This is a genomic window from Streptomyces sp. AcH 505, assembly GCF_000818175.1.
GTDB lineage: Bacteria > Actinomycetota > Actinomycetes > Streptomycetales > Streptomycetaceae > Streptomyces.
Window position 1 is genome coordinate 5,567,236 of the sequence record NZ_JTIY01000001.1, and the last position, 21,080, is coordinate 5,588,315.

Here is a 21,080-nt window from a genome sequence, read left to right on the forward strand (position 1 = left end):
CGAGCCGTCGCTGGGGCTCGCGCCGCTGATGGCCGCCCGGATCGCGGACACCGTCCGGGAGATCAACGAGCGCGGTACGTCGGTGCTGCTCGTGGAGCAGAACGCGGCCATCGCGCTGCGGCTCGCCAGCAGTGCGTACGTCCTGGAGGTGGGCCAGGTCGCGCTCGAAGGCTCCGCGGACGAGCTCGCCGCGTCCGACGAGGTGCGCAGGCGCTATCTCGGTGTCGTGGACGAGACCGCAGCCGAGGACGCGGACAGCGCTCGGCGGCCGGTGCTGGCGCGGTGGTCGGCGTGAGCGACGTACTCCCGCGCCCGCAGGACGACCACCCCGCGCGCCCGCCGGCCGAGGCACCCGCGCTGACCCTCAGGGACGTCACCGTCCGCTTCGCCGGTCTCGTCGCCCTCGACGCCGTCTCGTTCACCGTCGAGCCCGGCAGTGTGCATGCCGTGATCGGTCCGAACGGCGCGGGCAAGTCGACCTGTTTCAACGTGCTGTCGGGGGTCTACCGCGCCACCTCGGGCAGTGTCCGGCTCGGGGACGACGAGCTGACCGGGCTCGCGCCGCACCGGATCGCCGCGCTCGGGGTGGCGCGGACCTTTCAGAATCTCGCGCTGCCACCGCACGCGACGGTCGCGGAGACCATGCTGCTCGGCCGGCACCGGCTGACCCGGGCCGGGTTCGTCGCGACGGGGCTCGGGCTGCCTTCGGCGGCCCGCGAGGCGCGCCGGCATCGCGAACGGGTCGCGGAGATCGCCGAGTTCGTCGGTCTCGCCGGGGATCTCGGCCGGCCGGCGGGCGCGCTGCCGTACGGGAAGCAGAAGCTCGTCGAGCTGGGGCGGGCGCTGTGTATGGAGCCCCAAGTCCTGTTGCTGGACGAGCCGGTGGCCGGGATGACCGCCGACGAGCGGCGGCGTACGGCGGCTGTCGTGTCGGGGGTGCGGGACAGCCTCGGGATCTCGATCGTCCTGGTCGAACACGACATGGGGGTGGTGATGCGGCTCGCCGACGCGGTGACCGTACTGGACTTCGGCCGCAGGATCGCGAGCGGTCCGCCGGAGCGCGTACAGAACGATCCGGCCGTGGTGCGGGCCTACTTGGGCGCTGATGAGGGGAGCGGTTCATGACGACGCTGATCGAGCTTCTTCTCGGCGGCATTTCGATCGGCTCGGTCTACGCGCTGATCGCGCTGGGCTTCGTGGTGATCTTCAAGGCGACCGAGGTGGTCAACTTCGCCCACGCCTCGCTGCTGTTGGCCGGTGGGTACGTCACCGCGTCGCTGCACGACGACATCGGGTTCTGGCCGGCGCTCGCCGTGGGCATCGCCGGGGCCGCCGTGGTCGGTGCGGCTGTGGAGTATCTGGTGATGCGGCGCTACCGGGGCTCCGACCAGAGCGTGCTGGCGATCGTCACCATCGGCGTCGACATCCTGCTCACCACCGAGCTGACCCGCAGGCTCGGTACGGACGTGCTGGCGCTCGGCGATCCGTGGGGCGACGGTGTCCTCACCCTCGGGGACATCACGATCGCCCAGACCCGGGTCGCGGCGTTCGTCGCGGCCGCCGTGCTCATCACGGGCTTCCTGCTGGCGTTCCGGTACACCAACTGGGGCGTGTCGATGCGGGCGGCGGCCGAGAACCCGGGGACGGCCGCGCTGATGGGCGTACGGCTGGGCCGGGTCTCGATGTCCGCCTGGGCGGTCGCGGGGGCGCTCGCCGCCGTCGCCGCGCTGTTCCTCACCGTCTTCCCGACGCCGGGACTTGAGCGCGCCACCTCGCTGGCCGCGCTCAAGGCGTTCCCGGCCGCGATCCTCGGCGGGCTCGACTCGACGACCGGGGCGCTGGCCGGCGGCCTGATCGTCGGGGTCACCGAATCCCTCGCGACCGGGTACCAGAGCGATCTGACGTTCCTGGGCCGGGGCATCGGCGATCTCGCGCCGTATCTGGTGATGCTCGTCGTGCTGCTCGTACGGCCCGCCGGGCTCTTCGGTACGAAGGAGCTGGCCCGTGTCTGAGCTGCTGCGCGGGCCACGGACGTACGGCTGGGCCGCCGGGGCCCTGGTGCTGCTGGCCCTGCCGTTCTACCTGGACCGGTTCTGGCTCCAGGCGGGACTGTTCGCGATGGCGGCGGCGGTCGGCGCCATCGGGCTGAATCTGCTGACCGGTGCGACCGGGCAGCTCTCCATGGGGCACGCGTTCTTCCTCGCCGTGGGCGCGTACGGCTACTGCGTCTTCGCCGGTGACGGCGGGAGCGCGGGCGGCCACCGGCTCACCGGGCTCGGGCTGCCGACCTGGCTCGCCGCCGTGCTGGCCGTACTGCTCGCCGGGGTGGCGGGCGGGATCTTCAGCCCCATCGCCGGGCGGCTGCGCGGCGCGTATCTGGGGATCGCGACGCTGGCGCTGATCTTCATCGGGCAGCACGTGCTGTTCGACGCGACCGGGCTCACCGGCGGCTTCAACGGCCGTGACGTACCGCCGCTGTCGCTGTTCGGCATCCGCTTCGACGACAGTGTCACCGTCGTGGCGGCCGTGCCGTTCCAGTCGTCGGAGAAGCTCTGGTACGTGGCGCTGGCCGCGCTGCTGGGCTGTGGTCTGTTCGCCCGTGGGGTGCTGCGGGGCCGGCCCGGACGGGCCATGAACGCGATACGCGACCACCGCACGGCGGCCGGCGTGATGGGCGTGCCGGTGGCCCGCTACCGGGCCGCGGTGTTCGTCCTCTCCTCGATGTACGCGGGTCTGGCCGGTGTGCTGCTGGCCCTGATCTTCCAGCGGACCGTGCCGGACTACTTCGGCATGACGCTGGCCCTGGAGTACCTGGCGATGATCGTCATCGGCGGCCTCGGCTCGGTCGCCGGAGCGGTCGTCGGCGCCGCTTTCGTCTCGCTGCTGCCCCAGGTGCTCACCCACTACAGCGACGGCCTTCCGCTGGTCTCCGAGCCAGGCGCGGGCGGCGTAGCCCCCGGTGAGGCCGCCCGCTATCTGTACGGCGCCGCGATCGTCGCGGTGGTCCTGTTCCTGCCCGGCGGCCTCACCCGCCCGACCCTGTCCTCACGGGAGAAGAAATGAAGCCACGTCCCATCACCACGCTCAGAGGCGGCGCCGCGCTGCTGGCCGTCCTGGCGCTGACGCTCACGGCGTGCAGCGGCAAGGCGACCGACAACGACAAGGAGGGGGCAGACGCCGGGGGAGTGAAGACCGGGCAGGGCGTCACCGACAAGACCATCACGCTCGGTGTCCTCACCGACCTGACGGGTGTCTACGCCTCGCTCGGCAAGAGCGTCACACAGGCCCAGCAGCTCTGGGCGAAGCAGGTCAACGCGGCGGGCGGCATCTGTGGCCGGGACATCAAGCTGACCGTGCGCGACCACGGCTACGACCCGCAGAAGGCCGTCACGGCCTACAACGAGCTGGCGCCGAACGTGCTGGGCTTCGCCCAGTTCATCGGCTCGCCGTTCGTCGCGGCGGTCAAGCAGCGCATCGACGGCCAGGACAAGGGGCTCGTCCTGCCGCAGGCCTGGTCGGCGAGTCTGCTGGGCAGCGAGTACGTACGGGTGATCGGCGCGACGTACGACATCGAGACCATCAACGCCCTCGACTACCTGGTCAGCGAGAAGCGCATCGCCAAGGGCGACAAGGTCGGGCATGTCTACTTCGAGGGCGACTACGGCGAGAACGCGCTCGCCGGGTCGAAGTACGAGGCCGAGCAGGCCGGGCTCACCATCGTCGAGCAGAAGATCAAACCGACGGACAACGACATGTCGGCCCAGGTCGCGACGTTGAAGAGGGCCGGCGTCAAGGCCATCGTGATCAGCGCGGGCCCGGCGCAGACCGCTTCGCTGGTGGGCGTCGCGGCGGCGAGCGGCTTCGACGTCCCCGTCGTCGGCAACAACTCGACGTTCGCGCCGCAGCTGCTCGCCACCCAGGCGGGCCCCGCGCTGATGAAGGACTACTACATGGCGGCCTCGACGCTGCCGATCGGCTCGGACGAGCCCGCGCCCGCCAAGCTCGCCAAGGAGTACAAGGCGGCCTATCCGAAGGCGGAGCTGGACAACGGGGTGGTGGCCGGTTACGTCGCAGGCACACTCTACGGCGATGTGCTGAAGAAGGCGTGCGACGCCAAGGACCTGACCCGGGCGGGGGTCGGCAAGGCGCTGCTGTCCACGTCCTCGTACCAGGGCTTCGGTATCACGCACGACTTCTCGGACCCGGCGGCCCCGTCCACCCGGCAGTCCGTGATCATGAAGCCGGACGACAAGGTGCCGGGCGGGCTGCGGGTGGTACGGCCCGCGGGGACAGCCAAGAACGCCGAGGCGTTCCAGGTCACGGCCGGCGGCTGAGACGAACGAAGAGGGGCCCGGGTGCGATCCGCACCCGGGCCCCTCTTTCACGTTTCGTACTCCTACTGCTCCGCGCGCGCCTCACGGCGATTGTCACGGAACGTGTTCACGCGCCGTGCCGTGGCGAACAGCGGGATCACCGCGCCCGTCACCACCTGGAGCGCACAGCCGGTCTGCAGCAGCAGCTGCCCGCCGGGCGCGTCGAACGCCCAGGCCGCCAGCAGCGCCATCGCCGAGACGATCCAGCTGAGCATCGCCACCGCGAGAATGCCGCGCGGCTTCGGGTACTCGACCCGGCTCACCATCAGCCACGCCACGCCGATGATGGCGAGCAGCGTGGGCACGAAGGGGAGCTCCAGCAGCACGATCGAGACGACCGTCAGCGCGCCGAAGGGGCTCGGCATGCCCTGGAACATGCCGTCCTTCAGCGTCACACAGGAGAATCTGGCCAGCCTCAGCACGACGGCCAGCAGCACCACGATCGCCGCCAGCGCCGACACCCGCTGGTGCGCGTCGTCGGCGACCATGCCGTAGACGAGGACGAAGTACGCCGGCGCGAGACCGAAGCTGATCAGATCGGAGAGATTGTCCAGCTCGGCGCCCATCGGCGAGCTGCGCAGCCGGCGCGCCACGAGCCCGTCGAACAGGTCGAAGATCGCCGCGCACAGCATCAGGATCACGGCGGTGGCCGCGGAGTGCCGCGCCATGCCGCTCTCGTCACTGCCGGTGAGATGCGGGATGAGGATGCCGGTGGTGGTGAAGTACACCGCCATGAAGCCACAGGTGGCGTTGCCGAGTGTGAGGGTGTCCGCTATCGACAGCCGCAAGGACAGCGGAATGTCTTCCGCCTCGTCCTCCTCCTGCGCCTCGGCGACCCAGCCGGTCTGAGTCTCGGGATCAATGACGGTCAATTCGAGTCACCCCTGCGGTCGTGGCCTGACCGACCTCGACAGCGACATCCACACCTTCGGGAAGGTAGATGTCGACGCGCGAGCCGAACCGGATCAGGCCGATACGCTCGCCCTGCTCCACCTTGGTGCCCTGCGGCAGATAAGGAACGATGCGACGGGCCACGGCGCCGGCGATCTGCACCATCTCGATGTCACCGAGCTCGGTGTCGAAGTGCCAGACGACGCGTTCGTTGTTCTCGCTCTCTTTGTTGAAAGCCGGAACGAACCCGCCGGGAATGTGCTCGACGGAGGTCACCGTGCCCGCGAGGGGAGCGCGGTTGACGTGAACATTCAGCGGGCTCATGAAGATGGCGACGCGGGTGCGTCCGTCCTTCCACGGCATGATGCTCTGCACCACACCGTCGGCGGGGGAGATGACGCGGCCCTGCGTGATCTCACGCTCCGGGTCGCGGAAGAACCACAGCATGCCCGCCGCGAGTACGGTGACGGGCACGGCGAATGCGGCGGCGCCCTTGGAGCGGCGGGCACGGGCCAGGCCGATCGCTGCGGTCGCGACGGTCGGGAGGAGCCACGGCGATGCTCCGCGCGCGAGGCGGACCCGGCCGCGTGGTGCAGAGGTTTGGCTGTGGGGCATGGATGACCTTCGTAGCGGATGATGCCGCGCTGGCAACGGGGGACGGCGGCTTTCCACCGATGGTATCGGTTGCGAGCCACAACTGAGCAAGCCAGCACCCGAGTCGAGCGGCTTGAAGCCAGTGTCAGATGGCGACAGGGTGTGATCTTATCCGTCGCGAAACAACCTCAAAAGCGACAATCAGCCCTGGAATCGGTACTCCTCCAACAGTCGGCGCCCAATGATCATTTTCTGGATCTCGGCGGTACCTTCGCCGATCAGCAGCATCGGCGCCTCCCGGTAGAGTCGCTCGATCTCGTACTCCTTCGAGAAGCCGTAACCGCCGTGGATCCGGAAGGCGTCCTCGACGACTTCCTTGCAGTACTCGGAGGCGAGGTACTTCGCCATCCCTGCCTCCAGGTCGTTTCGTTCACCGGAGTCCTTTTTGCGTGCCGCGTTGACCATCATCGCATGCGCCGCCTCGACCTTGGTAGCCATCTCGGCGAGCTTGAACTGGATGGCCTGGTGCTCGGCGATGGCCTTGCCGAAAGTGTGCCGCTGCTGGGCATATGAGACGCCCAGTTCAAAGGCGCGTTGTGCGACGCCGCAGCCACGCGCCGCGACATTGACACGGCCGACTTCGACACCGTCCATCATTTGGTAAAACCCTCGGCCGGTCGTGCCGCCGAGTACCCGATTGGCCGGAATGCGAAGTCCGTCCATGATGAGCTCGGTCGTGTCGACGCCCTTGTACCCCATCTTGTCGATCTTCCCCGGGATGGTGAGCCCGGGACGCACCTCGCCGAAACCGGGCTCCTTCTCCACCAGGAACGTCGTCATCGACTTGTGCCGCGCGGTGCCTTCGGGATGTCCTTCGTCACTCCGGCACAGCACGGCGACGAGTGTGGACGTCCCACCGTTCGTCAACCACATCTTCTGGCCCGTGAGTACGAAGTCGTCGCCGTCCCTGACGCCCTTGGACGTGATGGCCGACACGTCCGAGCCGAGCCCCGGTTCCGACATGGAGAAGGCGCCGCGCACCTCGCCCGCCGCCATCCGGGGCAGGAAGGTGTCCTTCTGCTCCTCGGTGCCGTGCTGCTTGAGCATGTAGGCCACGATGAAATGGGTGTTGATGATGCCCGAGACGGACATCCAGCCGCGGGCGATCTCCTCCACGCACAGCGCGTAGGTGAGCAGGGACTCACCGAGTCCGCCGTACTCCTCCGGAATCATCAGCCCGAACAGGCCCAGTTCCTTGAGTCCTTCGACGATCTGCTGCGGGTACTCGTCGCGGTGCTCGAGTTCGGTGGCGACCGGGATGATCTCTTTGTCGACGAAGTCCCTTACCGTCGACAGGATCTCGCGCTGTACGTCGGTCAGGTCCGCTGTCTGTGCGAGTCGGCTCATCTCACTTCTCCCGTGACTTCTGCGGCGGATCCAGCGGTTCGGGGCGGCCCGGCTGTTCGCCGCCGCGCTCCTCGACATAGGCCCGGGTGGGGACCATCACCTTGCGGCGGAAGACACACACCACCGTGCCGTCCTGGTTGTAGCCCCGGGTCTCGACCTGGACGACGCCCCGGTCCGCCTTGGACCGCGACGGGGTCTTCGCGAGGACCGTCGACTCGCCGTAGAGCGTGTCGCCGTGGAAGGTCGGCGCGATGTGCTTCAGCGACTCGACCTCCAGATTGGCGATGGCCTTGCCCGAGACGTCGGGCACCGACATACCGAGCAGCAGCGAGTAGACGTAGTTGCCCACGACCACGTTCTTGCCGAAGTCCGTCGTGCTGCCCGCGTAGTTGGCGTCCATGTGCAGCGGGTGGTGGTTCATGGTCAGCAGACAGAACAGATGGTCGTCGTACTCCGTGACCGTCTTGCCCGGCCAGTGTTTGTAGACCGCGCCGACCTCGAACTCCTCAAATGTGCGCCCGAACTGCATCGTTCACACCTCCGGGGCTTCGAAGGAGGTGGTGCGCCGCATGCCGGCCGCGCGGCCCTTGCCGGAGATCACCAGCGCCATCTTGCGGCTGGCCTCGTCGATCATCTCGTCGCCGAGCATCGCCGAGCCCTTCTTGCCGCCCGCCTCCGACGTGTGGTACTCGTACGCGTCGAGGATCAGCTCGGCGTGGTCGTAGTCGTCCTGCGAGGGCGAGAAGATCTCGTTGGCCGCTTCGATCTGCCCGGGGTGCAGCACCCACTTGCCGTCGAAGCCGAGAGCGGCGGCGCGCCCCGCCACCTCGCGGAATGCGTCCACGTCCCGGATCTGCAGGAACGGGCCGTCGATCGCCTGGAGGTCATGGGTACGGGCCGCCATCAGGATGCGCATCAGGATGTAGTGGTACGCGTCGGCGCCGTAACCGGGCGGCTGCTGGCCCACCACCAGGGTCTTCATGTTGATGGACGCCATGAAGTCGGCGGGGCCGAAGACGATGGTCTCAAGACGCGGCGACGAAGCGGCGATCTCGTCGACGTTCACCAGCCCCTTGGCGTTCTCGATCTGCGCCTCGATGCCGATCCTGCCGACCTCGAAGCCCATCGTCTTCTCGATCTGCGTCAGCAGCAGGTCCAGCGCGACGACCTGCTGCGCGTCCTGCACCTTCGGCAGCATCAGACAGTCGAGGTTCTGCCCCGCGCCCTCGACCACCGTGACGACGTCGCGGTAAGTCCACTGCGTCGTCCAGTCGTTGACCCGTACGACCCGTGTCTTGCCCGTCCAGTCGCCCTTGTTGAGCGCGTCCACGATGGTGTGCCGGGCGCCCTCCTTGGCGAGTGGCGCGCAGGCGTCCTCCAGGTCGAGGAAGACCTGGTCGGCCGGGAGCCCCTGGGCCTTCTCCAGGAAGCGCGGGTTCGATCCCGGCACCGCGAGGCAGGAGCGGCGGGGCCTGAGACGGTTCACGGACGTCATGCGGGGACCTCCAGAGGGGCGAGTGCGTTGGCGGAGCGGATCTCGTCGACGATACGGCCGATGATCTCCGTGATACCGAAGTCCTTCGGGGTGAAGACGGCGGCCACACCGGCGCCGAGCAGCGTGCGCGCGTCGCCGGCCGGGATGATCCCGCCGACGATGACCGGTACGTCACCGGCGCCCGCCTCGCGCAGCCGCGCCAGTACGTCGGGCACCAGCGCCGCGTGCGACCCGGACAGGATCGAGAGCCCCACGCAGTGCACGTCCTCGGCGAGCGCCGCGTCGACGATCTGCTCGGGCGTCAGCCTGATGCCCTGGTAGACGACCTCGAACCCGGCGTCCCGCGCGCGCACCGCGATCTGCTCGGCGCCGTTGGAGTGCCCGTCGAGCCCCGGCTTGCCCACGAGCAGCCGCAGCCGGCCGACCCCCAGGTCCCGCGCGGTGTCCGCGACCTTCGCGCGTACGCCGGCCAGCGGTGTGCCGGCCTCGGCCGCGGCGGTCACCGGCGCGCCGCCGACGCCCGTAGGAGCGCGGAACTCGCCGAAGACGTCGCGCAGTGCCCAGGCCCACTCGCCGGTCGTCACACCGGCCCTGGCGCACTCCACGGTGGGTTCCATCAGATTGCCGGTGCCGGCGGCCGCCTTGCGCAGCGCGGTCAGCGCCTCCGTGGCGCGCGGTTCGTCGCGGTGCTCGCGCCAGGTGTGCAGGGCGGCCACCACCCGCGCCTCGTTGGCCGGGTCGATCGTCATGATGGCGGTGTCGAGGTCGGCGGTGAGCGGGCTGGGCTCCGTCGACTCGTAGCAGTTGACGCCGACGATCTTCTCGTCGCCCGACTCGATGCGCGCGCGCCGCTCGGCGTGCGCCGACACCAGCCGCGACTTGAGATAGCCGGACTCGACGGCCGCCATCGCGCCGCCCATCTCCTCGATCCTGGCCATCTCGGCCAGGCTCTCGGTGACCAGCTCGGCCACCTTCGCCTCGACCACGTGCGAGCCCTCGAAGAGGTCCGGGTACTCCAGCAGGTCGCTCTCGTGCGCGAGCACCTGCTGGATCCGCAGCGACCACTGCTGGTCCCACGGCCGGGGCAGTCCCAACGCCTCGTTCCAGGCGGGGAGTTGTACGGCGCGGGCGCGGGCGTCCTTGGAGAGTGTGACGCCCAGCATCTCCAGCACGATGCGCTGGACGTTGTTCTCCGGCTGCGCCTCCGTCAGGCCGAGGGAGTTGACCTGGACGCCGTAGCGGAAGCGGCGCTGCTTGGCGTCCTCGACGCCGTACCGCTCGCGGGTCAGCTGGTCCCAGATGCGCGAGAAGGCGCGCATCTTGCACATCTCCTCGACGAACCGGACGCCGGCGTTGACGAAGAAGGAGATCCGGCTGACCACCTCACCCTTGCGGTCGTCGGCGATCTGCCCCGAGGCGAACACCGCGTCCAGCACGGCGACGGCGGTCGACATCGCGTAGGCGATCTCCTGGACGGGGGTGGCTCCCGCCTCCTGGAGGTGGTAGCTGCAGATGTTGATGGGGTTCCAGCGGGGGATGTGGTTCACCGTGTACGTGATCATGTCCGTGGTGAGCCGCAGACTCGGCACCGGCGGGAACACATGCGTGCCGCGTGACAGGTACTCCTTGACGATGTCGTTCTGCGTCGTCCCCTGGAGCCGTGCGAGATCGGCGCCCTGCTCCTCGGCGACCACCTGGTACAGCGCCAGCAGCCACATGGCGGTGGCGTTGATGGTCATGGAGGTGTTCGTACGGTCCAGCGGGATGTCCTCGAACAGCCGCCGCATGTCGCCGAGATGGGTGACCGGCACGCCGACCCGGCCGACCTCGCCGCGGGCGAGCACATGGTCCGGGTCGTAACCGGTCTGGGTCGGCAGGTCGAAGGCGACGGAGAGCCCGGTCTGGCCCTTGGCGAGGTTGCGCCGGTAGAGCGCGTTGGACGCCTCGGCCGTGGAGTGGCCCGCGTACGTCCGCATCAGCCACGGGCGGTCCTTCTCGCCCATCACAGCGTCCGGAACCGGTTGATGGCGTCGATGTGTTCGGCGCGCTTCTCCTCGTCCCGCACGCCCATTCCCTCGCGGGGCGCGAGCGCCAGCACACCGACCTTGCCCTGGTGCAGATTGCGGTGGACGTCGTACGCGGCCTGTCCGGTGTCCTGGAGCGCGTACACCTTCGAGAGGGTGGGGTGGATCTTGCCCTTCGCCACCAGCCGGTTGGCCTCCCACGCCTCGCGGTAGTTGGCGAAGTGCGAGCCCACGATCCTCTTGAGGGACATCCACAGATAGCGGTTGTCGTACTCGTGCGTGTAGCCGGACGTGGAGGCGCAGGTGACGATCGTGCCGCCCTTGCGGGTCACGTACACACTGGCGCCGAAGGTCTCCCTGCCCGGGTGCTCGAAGACGATGTCGACGTCCTCGCCGCCGGTGACCTCGCGGATGCGCTTGCCGAACCGCTTCCACTCGCGCGGGTCCTGGTGGTGCTCGTCCTTCCAGAACCGGTACTCCTCGGCGTTCCTGTCGATGACCGCCTCGGCGCCCATCCGGGTGCACAGCTCCGCCTTCTGCGGGCTGGACACCACACAGACGGGGTTGGCGCCGCCGGCGAGCGCGAACTGCGTGGCGTACGAGCCGAGTCCGCCGCTGGCGCCCCAGATCAGCACGTTGTCACCCTGCTTCATCCCGGCGCCGTTGCGTGAGACCAGCTGGCGGTACGCCGTCGAGTTGACCAGCCCCGGCGCCGCCGCCTCCTCCCAACTCAGGTGCGCCGCCTTGGGCATGAGCTGGTTGGACTTGACGAGCGCCAGCTCGGCGAGGCCGCCGAAGTTGGTCTCGAAGCCCCAGATCCGCTGTTCCGGGTCGAGCATCGTGTCGTTGTGCCCGTCGGACGACTCCAGCTCGACGGAGAGACAGTGGGCGACGACCTCGTCGCCCGGGTGCCAGGCGTTGACACCGGGGCCGGTGCGCAGCACGACACCGGCCAGGTCGGAGCCGATGACGTGGTACGGCAGGTCGTGACGCCTGGTCAGCTCGCTGAGCTTGCCGTAGCGCTCCAGGAACCCGAAGGTCGCCATCGGCTCGAAGATGGACGTCCAGACGGAGTTGTAGTTGACCGAGCTGGCCATCACGGCGACCAGCGCCTCGCCCGGGCCGAGTTCCGGCACGGGCACGTCGTCGATGTGGAGCGACTTGCGGGGGTCCTTCTCGTTGGTGGGCAGTCCTGCGAACATCTCCGTCTCGTCCTTGCGCACGGTCACGGCGCGGTAGGACTCGGGGACGGGCAGCGCGGCGAAGTCGGCGGACGTGCTGTCCGGTGACTCGATGGCGTCCAGGATTTCCTTCACGGTGTCGCCTCCGGCGAAGCGTATTTTCGGGAACGCTGAGGGGGTGCGTGTGCCGTCGGTCCGGCGGGTGTGGCTGATCGAGGTCATGCTGATCGGCGGCGCCGGGTGGGCGCGGAGGGTGCCTGTGACGCAGGCGTCCGGGGCGCTGGCGAGATGGCCTGCGGGGACATCCGGACACCTTCACGGTATGGCACGCCGTGCCAGCTGACAAGACACTGCGTGCCAGTAATTTCCCCGGCGGACGCCTCGGGTCATCGGCTACTCACTTTCCGTGATCGCGACTGGGCGCGACGACGAACGGAGGGGGACGGGCCCCTCCGGCATGTGACCCCACCGGCATTTCTATATACGGATCGTCGTCCCGCCGGGGACGACACGCGCTCGGGACGGCCGCGTCGCGCCGCTACGCGTTCTTGAGCGCCTTTTTGATGGTCCGCATGACCTCGTCCAGCGGCGCGTCCACATGCGCCACCGTCACCAGCACGTCCCCGCTGGTACGCGCGGTCGCCGCCGCCCGCTCCGGCTTGCCGCCGACGGTACGGCCCGCGCCGATGCCCGCGCCGAACGTGTCACGGACGATCTCGAAGGCGTGGTCGAGCTGCGCCTCCACGTCGCCCTTGCCGCCGGCCCGCAGCCAGCGCCGCAGCACATGGTTGTGCGCGGTGACGACGGCAGAGGCGGCCACCTCGGCCAGCAGCGGGTCGTCGTTGCCGTCGGTGTGGTCGTGCTCGTCGAAGTGCCCCAGCAGATAGCGGGTGAACAGCCGCTCGTAGCGCGCCACCGAAGCGATCTCCCGCTCGCGCAGCGTGGGCACCTCACGGGTCAGCCGGTAGCGCTCGACGGAGACGGCGGGCGACGCCGCGTACATCCGCATGACCTCTTTGATGCCGCGGCACACCGTGTCCAGCGGGTGCTCGTGGGCCGGGGCCGCGTTCAGCACGGCCTCGGCCCGTACGAGCGTGTCGTCGTGGTCGGGGAAGATCGCCTCTTCCTTCGACCTGAAATGCCGGAAGAAGGTGCGGCGCGCGACCCCGGCCGTCGCCGCGATCTCGTCGACCGTCGTCGCCTCGTACCCCTTGGTGGCGAACAGCTCCATCGCCGCCGCCGCCAGTTCGCGGCGCATCTTCAGCCGCTGGGCCGCGGCGCGGGTACTCGCCGCAGTCTCAGGAGCATCGGACCTGGCAGTCGTACGGGAGGATTTGGCCGACTGGGACATGAGGTGAACGTACTGCATCCGCCCTGCGGAAATCTCCTGCGGGGCGGGGCCGCCCGGATCGCCGCCGGGCGCGGCCCCGCCGTCAGCGCCGCGCATATTCGCGGAAGCCGCGCCCGGTCTTGCGGCCCAGGCACCCGGCGGCCACCAGATGCTCCAGCAGCGGCGCGGGGGCGAGGCCAGGGTCACGGAACTCGCGGTGCAGCACCCGCTCGATGGCGAGGGACACGTCGAGACCGACCACGTCGAGGAGTTCGAAGGGCCCCATCGGGTAGCCGCCGCCGAGCTTCATCGCCGCGTCGATGTCGTCGAGCGTCGCGTAGTGCTCCTGCACCATCTTGACCGCGTTGTTCAGGTACGGGAAAAGCAGCGCGTTCACGATGAAGCCCGCCCGGTCGCCGCAGTCCACCGGATGCTTGCGGATCGCCGCGCTCACCTCGTGCACCGCGGCGTGCGCCTCGTCCGACGTGAGGACCGTACGGACCACCTCGACCAGTTTCATGGCCGGGGCCGGGTTGAAGAAGTGCATACCGACGACGTCGCGGGGGCGCGAGGTGGCGCGGGCGCACGCGATCACCGGCAGCGACGAGGTGGTCGTCGCGAGGACGGCGCCGGGACGGCAGACCTTGTCGAGGGTGGCGAACAGCTGCCGCTTGACCTCCAGGTCCTCCACCACCGCCTCGACGGCGAGATCGACCTCGGCGAACGCGTCGAGCGAACCGGCCGGCGCGATCCTGGCCAGCGCCTCGGCCCTGGCCTCCGCCGTCAGCCGCCCTTTGTCGACGGATCGCTGAAGCGACGTGGCGACCCGCTCCTTGGCCGCCGCCGCCTTCTCCGGGCCGCGCGCCGCCAGCACCACGTCGTACCCGGCCTTCGCGAAGACCTCGGCGATGCCGCTCGCCATCGTGCCGGAACCGGCGACCCCCACCGATGTGACGGTCCGCGCCCCGTCCGTCCCGGTGCGGTCGGGCGGGGTGAGCGCGTCGGGGACGACGGTGGCGCTGCCCGGCGCCTCGTACGTGTAGAAGCCGCGGCCCGACTTGCGCCCGGTGAGCCCCGCCTCGCTGAGCTGTCTGAGCACCGGCGCCGGCGCGTGCAGCCGGTCGCGGGACGCCGCGTACATCGCTTCGAGCACCGTGCGCGCGGTGTCGACGCCGATCAGGTCGAGGAGGGCGAGCGGCCCCATCGGGAGCCCGCAGCCGAGCCGCATCGCGGCGTCGATGTCCTCGCGCGACGCGTACTTGGCCTCGTACATCGCCGCTGCCTGGTTGAGATAGCCGAAGAGCAGCCCGTCGGCGACGAAGCCCGGCCGGTCACCGACGGCGACCGGCTCCTTGCCCAGCTCACGGGCGAGCGCGGTGACCGCCTCGACGGCGGCCGGTGCGGTGAGGACCGTACGGACCACCTCGACCAGTTTCATCGCCGGCGCCGGGTTGAAGAAGTGCAGCCCGAGCACCCGCTCGGGGTGCGCCGAGTCCGCGGCGAGCCGGGTCACCGACAGCGCGTTCGTGCCCGTCGCGAGGACGGCGGAGGGGCTGACGATGCCGTCCAGCGCGCGGAAGACCTGCTGCTTGGTCTCGTACGACTCGGGCACCACCTCGATCACCAGACCGGCGTCGGCTGCGGCCCGCAGATCGGTGAAGGTACGGAACCGGGCGAGGACGGTACGCCGCTCCTGCTCGGTGAGCCGCCCGCGCTCCACAGCGCGGGCGGTGGAGGCTTCGAGCGCGGTGACGGCCTGGGCCGTGGCCGCGTCGCTGATGTCGATACCGATGACCTCGCGGCCGGCCCGGGTGAGGATCTCGGCGATGCCGGTCCCCATGGTGCCGAGGCCGACGACGGCGATGGTGGAGAGAGGGATGTCCATCACGGGACTCCAGGGGAGGAAGAGTGACGACTGAAGGGGGGCGGCGGCGGGCGCGCGCACGTGGGCACGGGGCGCTGCGCCGGGTGCCGTGCCTCGCTCGTGGTGCGCCGCGTGTCCTGCGGATTGGTGCGGGATCGCTGCGGATCCCTGCGGATTCCTGCGGGTCAGGAGGGCGCCACCCTGTCCCGGGGTCGCGTCGCTCGTACTGAACTCGTGCCGAACCGACTGCACTGCGCTCTCGACGGCTGCGTCACCAGGCCGCCGGGAGCCGCGGGGGTCACCCGCTCATCTGAGGTTAACCGACGGGTAACGAGCGCGCCAGACCTCCGTCCTGGCTGGCGGATGTGGTCTGGGTCACGGATACTCTGGCCGCCATGAACGAGGACTTCCGCTCTCTCGCGGACCGGGTGCGGGACGAGTCCGGCGGCTGCGCCGCGTACGAACGGCTCATCGCCACCGAGGACGACGAGGAACTGGCCGTCGTGCTCGTCGAGCGCGAACGGCCTTTATGGGCACGGGAGATCGCGGCCTTCCGGCTGGGCTGCGCGGGCGACAGCCGGGCCTTCGAGACGCTGGTCCTGCTGCTCAACCACCGCGACCCGGAGCGCTGCGTCGGCGCCTCGTACGCCCTGGCGCGGCTGGCCGACCCCCGCACGGCGCGGGCGGCGGCAGCGCTGGCCACGAACGCGATGCGCACGGCGTACGCCCTGCACCCCGTCCGCCTGCTCACCGAACTGCGCGCGCCCGAGTCCGTACCGGCACTGATCACCACGCTGGAGCGGCTGCTGGCCCCGGACGAACCGCACTGGCGGGTGGCACTGGCCTGCGTCGAAGGCCTGGGCGAACTGGGCGACCCGAGCGCCACGACGGTGCTGCGGGCGGCTCTCGAAACGCCGAGACTCCGCCCGGCGGCGACCGAGGCCCTGACCCGCCTGACCTGACGCCCGGACAGGCCTAGGCGTTCAGGCGCGCCGCGTACCGCACCTCCGGTACGGGGACGTTCGCCACCTCGTACGACTCGCTCGCTCCGTCAGGCGTGAAGCCCGCCTTCGTGTAGAAGCGGCGTGCCCGCGAGTTGTCCGTCAGTACCCACAGCGACATCGACCGGTATCCCCGCGCCGCCGCGCGTACACGCAACTCGGCCATCAGGGACCGGCCGACGCCGGTGGACAGGTGTTCGGGGCGTACGTAGAGGGCGTACAGCTCCGCCGTGCCGTCCGGCGCTCCGGTGTCCCGGCTCGGGCCGAAGCAGCCCCAGCCGACGGTCTCGCCCGCGCGTTCCGCGACGACGTTCACCACCCGGCTTCCCCCGGCGCCGAACTGCTCCCGCCGGCGCGCGGCGTCCTCCTCGACGCTCATCGCGTCGAGGTAGGCCGCGGGCATCAGCCCCGCGTACGCGTGCTGCCAGCCGCGCACCCGGATCCGCGCGACGGCCTCGCAGTCGTCCGCCGTCATGTCCCGGATCCGGACCGGCCCCCCGCTCAGCCCTTCTCCCCGACGACGGCGAACGCCTCTATCTCCAGCAGCAGCTCGGGCCGGAACAGCGCGGCCACCTGGATCGCCGAACTGGCCGGCGGGCGTGCGGTGTCCACGACCTCGTCGCGCGCGATCCGGATCGCGGGCAGATGGGCGACGTCCGTGACGAAGTACGTCAGCTTGACGACATCGGCGAAGGTGGCGCCCGCGGCGGCGAGGCAGCGGCGCAGATTCTCGAAGACCTGGCGCGCCTGGGCGGCCGCGTCGCCCTCCCCGACGAGCTTGCCGTCCCCGTCGAAGGCGCACTGGCCGGACACCGCGACGAACGTGCCCGTGCCGTACACGACATGGCTGTAGCCGTTGCCGGGGGCGACGCCTTCGGGCGCCGGTACATGGGTGAGTCGACTCATGCGCCCATCCTGGCCGATGCCACTGACAACGCGCCAAGGGGTTTCGCGGCCGACGGCCGGCCCCCGACTCCCGCCCCCCGGTCACAACAGCGTGAGCTGCGTGGGCTCCTGTTCGGGCTGCCGCGCGGTCGGCAGGTCCGGGTCCGTCGGTACGGACAGCCGGCGCGACGCGCCCCGGGCCGCGGGGCCGATGCCGTACTCGTCGGCCAGCGCGTGCACCTGGCCGGTGATGCGGCGCTGGTACCACTTCGGGGCGTACGCGCCCTCCGCGTAGAGCCGTTCGTACCGCCGCACCAGGTGCGGATGGCGCTCGGCGAGCCAGGTCATGAACCACTCGCGCGCGCCGGGCCGCAGATGCAGGACGAGCGGGGTCACGGAGGTCGCGCCGGCCGCCGCTATCGCCCGTACCGTCGCCCGGAGCTGGTCGGGCCGGTCGCCCAGGAAGGGGATGACCGGCGCCATCAGCACCCCGCAGCCGATCCCGTTCTCCGACATCGCCCGTACGACGTCGAGGCGGCGCTCCGGTGAGGGCGTGCCGGGCTCGACGGTGCGCCACAGCTCCTGGTCGACCGAGCCGACCGAGACGGAGATGCCGACCTCGGTGAGGGCCGCCGCCTGCCGCAGCAGCTCCAGGTCGCGGAGGATCAGCGTGCCCTTCGTGAGGATGGAGAACGGGTTCGCGCGCTCGGTGAGCGCCGAGATGATGCCGGGCATCAGCCGGTAGCGGCCCTCGGCCCGCTGGTAGCAGTCGACGTTCGTGCCCATCGCGATGTGCGCCCCCTCCCAGCGGGGCGACGCGAGATGGCGGCGCAGCAGCTCCGGGGCGTTGATCTTGACGACGATCTGGGAGTCGAAGCCGAGTCCGGTGTCGAGGTCCAGATAGCTGTGGGTCTTGCGCGCGAAGCAGTAGACGCAGGCGTGCGTGCAGCCGCGGTACGGGTTGACCGTCCATTCGAACGGCATACGGGACGCTCCCGGCACCCGGTTCACGATCGAGCGGGCACGTATTTCGTGGAAGGTGATGCCGCGGAATTCGGGGGTGTCGAAGGTGCGTGTGGTCACCGCGTCCGTCCCGAAGAGCGCGATGTCCCCAGTTGTCCCGGGGTTCTCGACCAGATTGTCCCAGCGCATGGCTGCCTCCTCGGTAGTGCTCCTCAGAGAATAGAACATTTGTTCGTTCAATGTCGGCCACCCCGATTTGGGCGGGCGCGCCGGGGGTGGTTGGCTGTCCGCACTTCACCCAAGAACCGAGTGCTGGAGGAACAGCCATGGCGCAGGTCGAGGCCACGACGGAGCGGATCATCGCGGCGGACGCGGAGACCGTGTTCGACGCGCTGGCCGACTACCGGGACACCCGTGCGAAGCTCCTGCCCGAGCAGTTCAGCGAGTACGAGGTGCGCGAGGGCGGCGACGGCGAGGGGACCCTCGTCCACTGGAAGCTCCAGGCCACCAGCAAGCGCATCCGCGACTGTCTGCTGGAGGTCACGGAGCCCACGGACGGTCAGCTGGTCGAGAAGGACCGCAACTCCTCCATGGTCACCACCTGGGTCGTCACCCCGGCGGGTGAGGGCGGTTCGAAGGCCGTCGTCACCACGGTCTGGGACGGCGCCGGCGGTGTGGGCGGCTTCTTCGAGCGCACCTTCGCGCCCAAGGGACTCGGCCGTATCTACAGCACGATCCTGGCGAGGCTCGCCGCCGAGACCGAGAAGGCCGGGGCCGCGACGGCCGGAGCCGAGAAGTCCGGGGCCGCGAAGTCCGGCGGCGACGTCGAGGTGGCCCCCGGCGACAAGGCCGCGACCGAGCCTGCCGCCACCGAGCCCGCGGTGACCGACCCCGCCGAGGGTGAGAAGAAGTAGTCCCGGGCAACCAAGCTCCCTCGGTCACTCCCGCCGGGGTCACCGATTCGGGTGGTTTTCCCCGCGGCGCCGTACCGCGCTCCGCGCGTGATGCGTCGCGGGAAAGCCCCTGATGAGCGCCCCGGCGCGGGCTCCGACGCACAACACGCCCCCGCCGTAACCCCCTTCGTTCGTGAGCATCCCGCTTGCTCCTGCTTGGCGCGCAATGCGAAGAATGACGCCGCGCAAGTGTGCCGGGTGCGGGCGTGACGAGGGGAGCAGTACGTGGGCGGGATCACTCTGGTGAAGGACGACGAGCGGACACTGGTGTCCGCTCCCGCGGTGGCCGGTCCGCCGCAGCCACCACCGACCGGATCCGACGGGGTGGCGCCGGGCGAGGTGCTCAGCCCGCGCCGGGTGCGGCTGGTCTTCGTCGGCCTGATGCTCGCGCTGCTGCTGGCGGCGCTCGACCAGATGATCGTCGCCACGGCCCTGCCGAAGATCGTCGGCGAACTGCACGGCCTGGACCGGATGTCCTGGGCGATCACCGCCTATCTGCTGACCTCCACCATCGGTCTGCCGATCTACGGCAAGCTCGGCGACCTCTTCGGGCGCAAGGGCGTCTTCCTGTTCGCGATCGTCGCCTTCACCATCGGCTCCGCCCTCACCGGCTGGTCGCGTTCCATGAACGAACTGATCGCCTTCCGCGCGGTCCAGGGCATCGGCGCCGGCGGGTTGATGATCGGGGTCCAGGCGATCATCGCCGACATCGTGCCGCCCCGGCAGCGCGCCCGCTACATGGGGCTGATCGGCGCCGCCTTCGGTCTCGCCTCCGTGGCGGGGCCGCTGCTCGGCGGCTTCTTCACCGACCACGCGTCCTGGCGCTGGTGCTTCTACTTCAACGTGCCGTTCGGTGTGGTCACGTTCGCCGTCGTCTCCGTCGTCCTGCGCCTTCCCAAGAAGGCGGTCAGGGGCCGGCTGGACGTGCTCGGCGCCGCGCTGCTCGCCGCGGCCTCCACCTGCCTCGTACTGCTGACCAGTTGGGGCGGTACGGAGTACGCGTGGGGCTCGCGGACCATCCTCGGCCTCGCGGCCGGCGCGCTCGGAACGGCCGTGCTGTTCCTGGTCGTCGAGCACTTCGCCGCCGAACCGATCATCCCGCTGCGGCTGTTCCGCGACACGGTCTTCAACACCACCAGCCTGGTCGGCGCGGTCATCGGTGTCGCGCTGTTCGGCGCCGCCAGCTATCTGCCGACGTACCTGCAGATGGTCGACGGCGCGAGCGCCACCGAGTCGGGGCTGCTGATGCTGCCCATGATGGGCGGTGTCGTCGGCGCGTCGATCGTCTCCGGGCAGCTCATCAGCCGTACCGGCCGCTACAAGATCTACCCGGTGCTGGGCACCGCCGTCGCCGCCGTCGGCATGTGGCTGCTGTCCCGGCTCGACACCGGCACCTCAGGCCTGGAGACCGGGATCGCGCAGGCGGTGCTCGGCCTCGGGGTCGGCATGGTGATGTCGGTGCTCGTGCTCGCCGTGCAGAACTCCGTACCGCCCTCCGACCTCGGCACGGCGACCAGCGCCAACAACTACTTCCGGCAGATCGGCGGCAGTGTGGGGGCGGCCGTCTTCGGCACGCTCTTCGCCAACCGGCTGACCGACGCGCTCGCCGACCGCATCCCCGCGGGGGCCGGGCTGCCCAGCCCCGAGTCCATCACCCCGCAGATGGTGCACGCGCTGCCGCCCGCGCTGCGCGACGGCTACATCCAGGCGTACGCCGACGCGATGCCGCGGATCTTCCTCTATCTCGTGCCGGTGCTTGTCCTCGGCCTCTTCATCGCCTTCTTCCTCAAGGAGAAACCGCTGGTGTCCCACAACGCCTCAGCCGCCGAGTCCACCGAGGTCCCCACCGCGCGCATCGCGGCCGCCCAGGAACCCTCACCGTTCGCCCCGCCCGTCGCCCCCGTCGCGCCGACCCAGCCCGCTTACACCTCGGGTGTCGCCGTGTGCGGCACGGTCCAGCACTACGACGGCAGTACGGTGCCGCGCGCCGCGCTCACGCTCATCGACGTCCAGGGGCAGCAGATCGGCCGCGGTGCGAGCGGCGCCGACGGGCGGTACGCGCTCAGTGTGCCGGGCGCCGGGTCGTACGTGATGATCGCGGCGGCCGGCGGGCACCAGC

General features: G+C 70.1%; 18 protein-coding genes and 2 pseudogenes. 8 read left to right on the top strand and 12 right to left on the bottom strand.

The window, feature by feature from the left end; genetic code table 11:
- The 5 genes and pseudogenes from HY68_RS45435 to HY68_RS25055 all read left to right on the top strand — a co-directional run.
- A pseudogene (locus HY68_RS45435) lies at positions 1-295 on the top strand (ABC transporter ATP-binding protein); the annotation flags it as partial.
- A gap of 62 nt (positions 296-357) precedes the next feature.
- Positions 358-1,125, top strand: a complete 768-nt coding sequence (locus HY68_RS25040) for an ABC transporter ATP-binding protein (RefSeq protein ID WP_041997086.1) — start codon at positions 358-360, stop codon at positions 1,123-1,125.
- Positions 1,122-2,012, top strand: coding sequence for a branched-chain amino acid ABC transporter permease (locus HY68_RS25045; RefSeq protein WP_041992570.1), 891 nt, complete (start codon positions 1,122-1,124; stop codon positions 2,010-2,012). Before HY68_RS25040 ends, HY68_RS25045 begins: the two co-directional genes overlap by 4 nt.
- Entirely contained in the window at positions 2,005-3,063 is a 1,059-nt protein-coding gene (locus HY68_RS25050) for a branched-chain amino acid ABC transporter permease (RefSeq protein WP_041992573.1), read from the top strand. Before HY68_RS25045 ends, HY68_RS25050 begins: the two co-directional genes overlap by 8 nt.
- Positions 3,060-4,334: an ABC transporter substrate-binding protein gene (locus HY68_RS25055; protein ID WP_041992576.1), complete on the top strand. Its 1,275-nt coding sequence runs from the start codon at positions 3,060-3,062 to the stop codon at positions 4,332-4,334. The genes HY68_RS25050 and HY68_RS25055 overlap by 4 nt, the downstream gene beginning before the upstream one ends.
- A 62-nt stretch (positions 4,335-4,396) precedes the next feature.
- Here HY68_RS25055 and pssA read toward each other — a convergent pair whose 3' ends face one another.
- The 9 genes from pssA to HY68_RS25100 form a co-directional block, all read right to left on the bottom strand.
- Positions 4,397-5,245, bottom strand: a complete 849-nt coding sequence (pssA, locus tag HY68_RS25060) for a CDP-diacylglycerol--serine O-phosphatidyltransferase (RefSeq protein ID WP_041992578.1) — start codon at positions 5,243-5,245, stop codon at positions 4,397-4,399.
- On the bottom strand, positions 5,232-5,879 hold the full coding sequence (locus HY68_RS25065; protein ID WP_041992581.1) for a phosphatidylserine decarboxylase: 648 nt from the start codon (positions 5,877-5,879) through the stop codon (positions 5,232-5,234). The genes pssA and HY68_RS25065 overlap by 14 nt, the downstream gene beginning before the upstream one ends.
- Positions 5,880-6,059: 180 nt before the next feature.
- Positions 6,060-7,265, bottom strand: coding sequence for an acyl-CoA dehydrogenase family protein (locus tag HY68_RS25070; RefSeq protein ID WP_041992584.1), 1,206 nt, complete (start codon positions 7,263-7,265; stop codon positions 6,060-6,062).
- A gap of 1 nt (position 7,266) precedes the next feature.
- Positions 7,267-7,794 carry a MaoC family dehydratase gene (locus tag HY68_RS25075; protein ID WP_041992587.1) on the bottom strand — a complete coding sequence of 176 codons (528 nt, stop codon included), beginning with the start codon at positions 7,792-7,794 and terminating at the stop codon, positions 7,267-7,269.
- Positions 7,795-7,797: 3 nt separating this feature from the next.
- On the bottom strand, positions 7,798-8,760 hold the full coding sequence (locus HY68_RS25080) for a CoA ester lyase (protein ID WP_041992590.1): 963 nt from the start codon (positions 8,758-8,760) through the stop codon (positions 7,798-7,800).
- Positions 8,757-10,763, bottom strand: coding sequence for a protein meaA (locus HY68_RS25085; protein ID WP_078863771.1), 2,007 nt, complete (start codon positions 10,761-10,763; stop codon positions 8,757-8,759). The genes HY68_RS25080 and HY68_RS25085 overlap by 4 nt, the downstream gene beginning before the upstream one ends.
- Complete coding sequence (gene ccrA, locus HY68_RS25090; RefSeq protein WP_041997092.1) at positions 10,763-12,100, bottom strand: crotonyl-CoA carboxylase/reductase; 1,338 nt, start codon at positions 12,098-12,100, stop codon at positions 10,763-10,765. The genes HY68_RS25085 and ccrA overlap by 1 nt, the downstream gene beginning before the upstream one ends.
- Before the next feature lie 403 nt (positions 12,101-12,503).
- A complete protein-coding gene (locus tag HY68_RS25095; RefSeq protein ID WP_041997094.1) occupies positions 12,504-13,316 on the bottom strand; it encodes a TetR family transcriptional regulator in 813 nt (270 codons plus the stop codon).
- A gap of 82 nt (positions 13,317-13,398) precedes the next feature.
- The gene (locus tag HY68_RS25100; RefSeq protein WP_041992593.1) at positions 13,399-15,180 is read right to left on the bottom strand and encodes a 3-hydroxybutyryl-CoA dehydrogenase; all 1,782 of its coding nucleotides are present in this window, start codon (positions 15,178-15,180) and stop codon (positions 13,399-13,401) included.
- Positions 15,181-15,554: 374 nt separating this feature from the next.
- Here HY68_RS25100 and HY68_RS25105 point away from each other — a divergent pair, with 374 nt between their 5' ends.
- Positions 15,555-16,121: an adenylosuccinate lyase gene (locus HY68_RS25105; RefSeq protein WP_041997097.1), complete on the top strand. Its 567-nt coding sequence runs from the start codon at positions 15,555-15,557 to the stop codon at positions 16,119-16,121.
- A 13-nt stretch (positions 16,122-16,134) separates the two neighbouring features.
- On the opposite strand, the gene HY68_RS25110 is transcribed toward HY68_RS25105, so the two are convergent.
- The 3 genes from HY68_RS25110 to HY68_RS25120 form a co-directional block, all read right to left on the bottom strand.
- Positions 16,135-16,635, bottom strand: coding sequence for a GNAT family N-acetyltransferase (locus HY68_RS25110; RefSeq protein WP_041992596.1), 501 nt, complete (start codon positions 16,633-16,635; stop codon positions 16,135-16,137).
- A gap of 26 nt (positions 16,636-16,661) precedes the next feature.
- Entirely contained in the window at positions 16,662-17,066 is a 405-nt protein-coding gene (locus HY68_RS25115) for a RidA family protein (protein WP_041992599.1), read from the bottom strand.
- A gap of 81 nt (positions 17,067-17,147) precedes the next feature.
- Entirely contained in the window at positions 17,148-18,197 is a 1,050-nt protein-coding gene (locus HY68_RS25120) for an Rv2578c family radical SAM protein (protein WP_041992602.1), read from the bottom strand.
- A 137-nt stretch (positions 18,198-18,334) separates the two neighbouring features.
- Between HY68_RS25120 and HY68_RS25125 the strand changes: the two are divergent.
- Positions 18,335-18,775 (top strand): annotated as a pseudogene (locus HY68_RS25125) (SRPBCC family protein); the annotation flags it as partial.
- A gap of 468 nt (positions 18,776-19,243) precedes the next feature.
- Positions 19,244-21,080 (top strand): MFS transporter (locus HY68_RS25130; protein ID WP_241778793.1); only part of this gene is annotated, 1,837 nt, incomplete at its 3' end.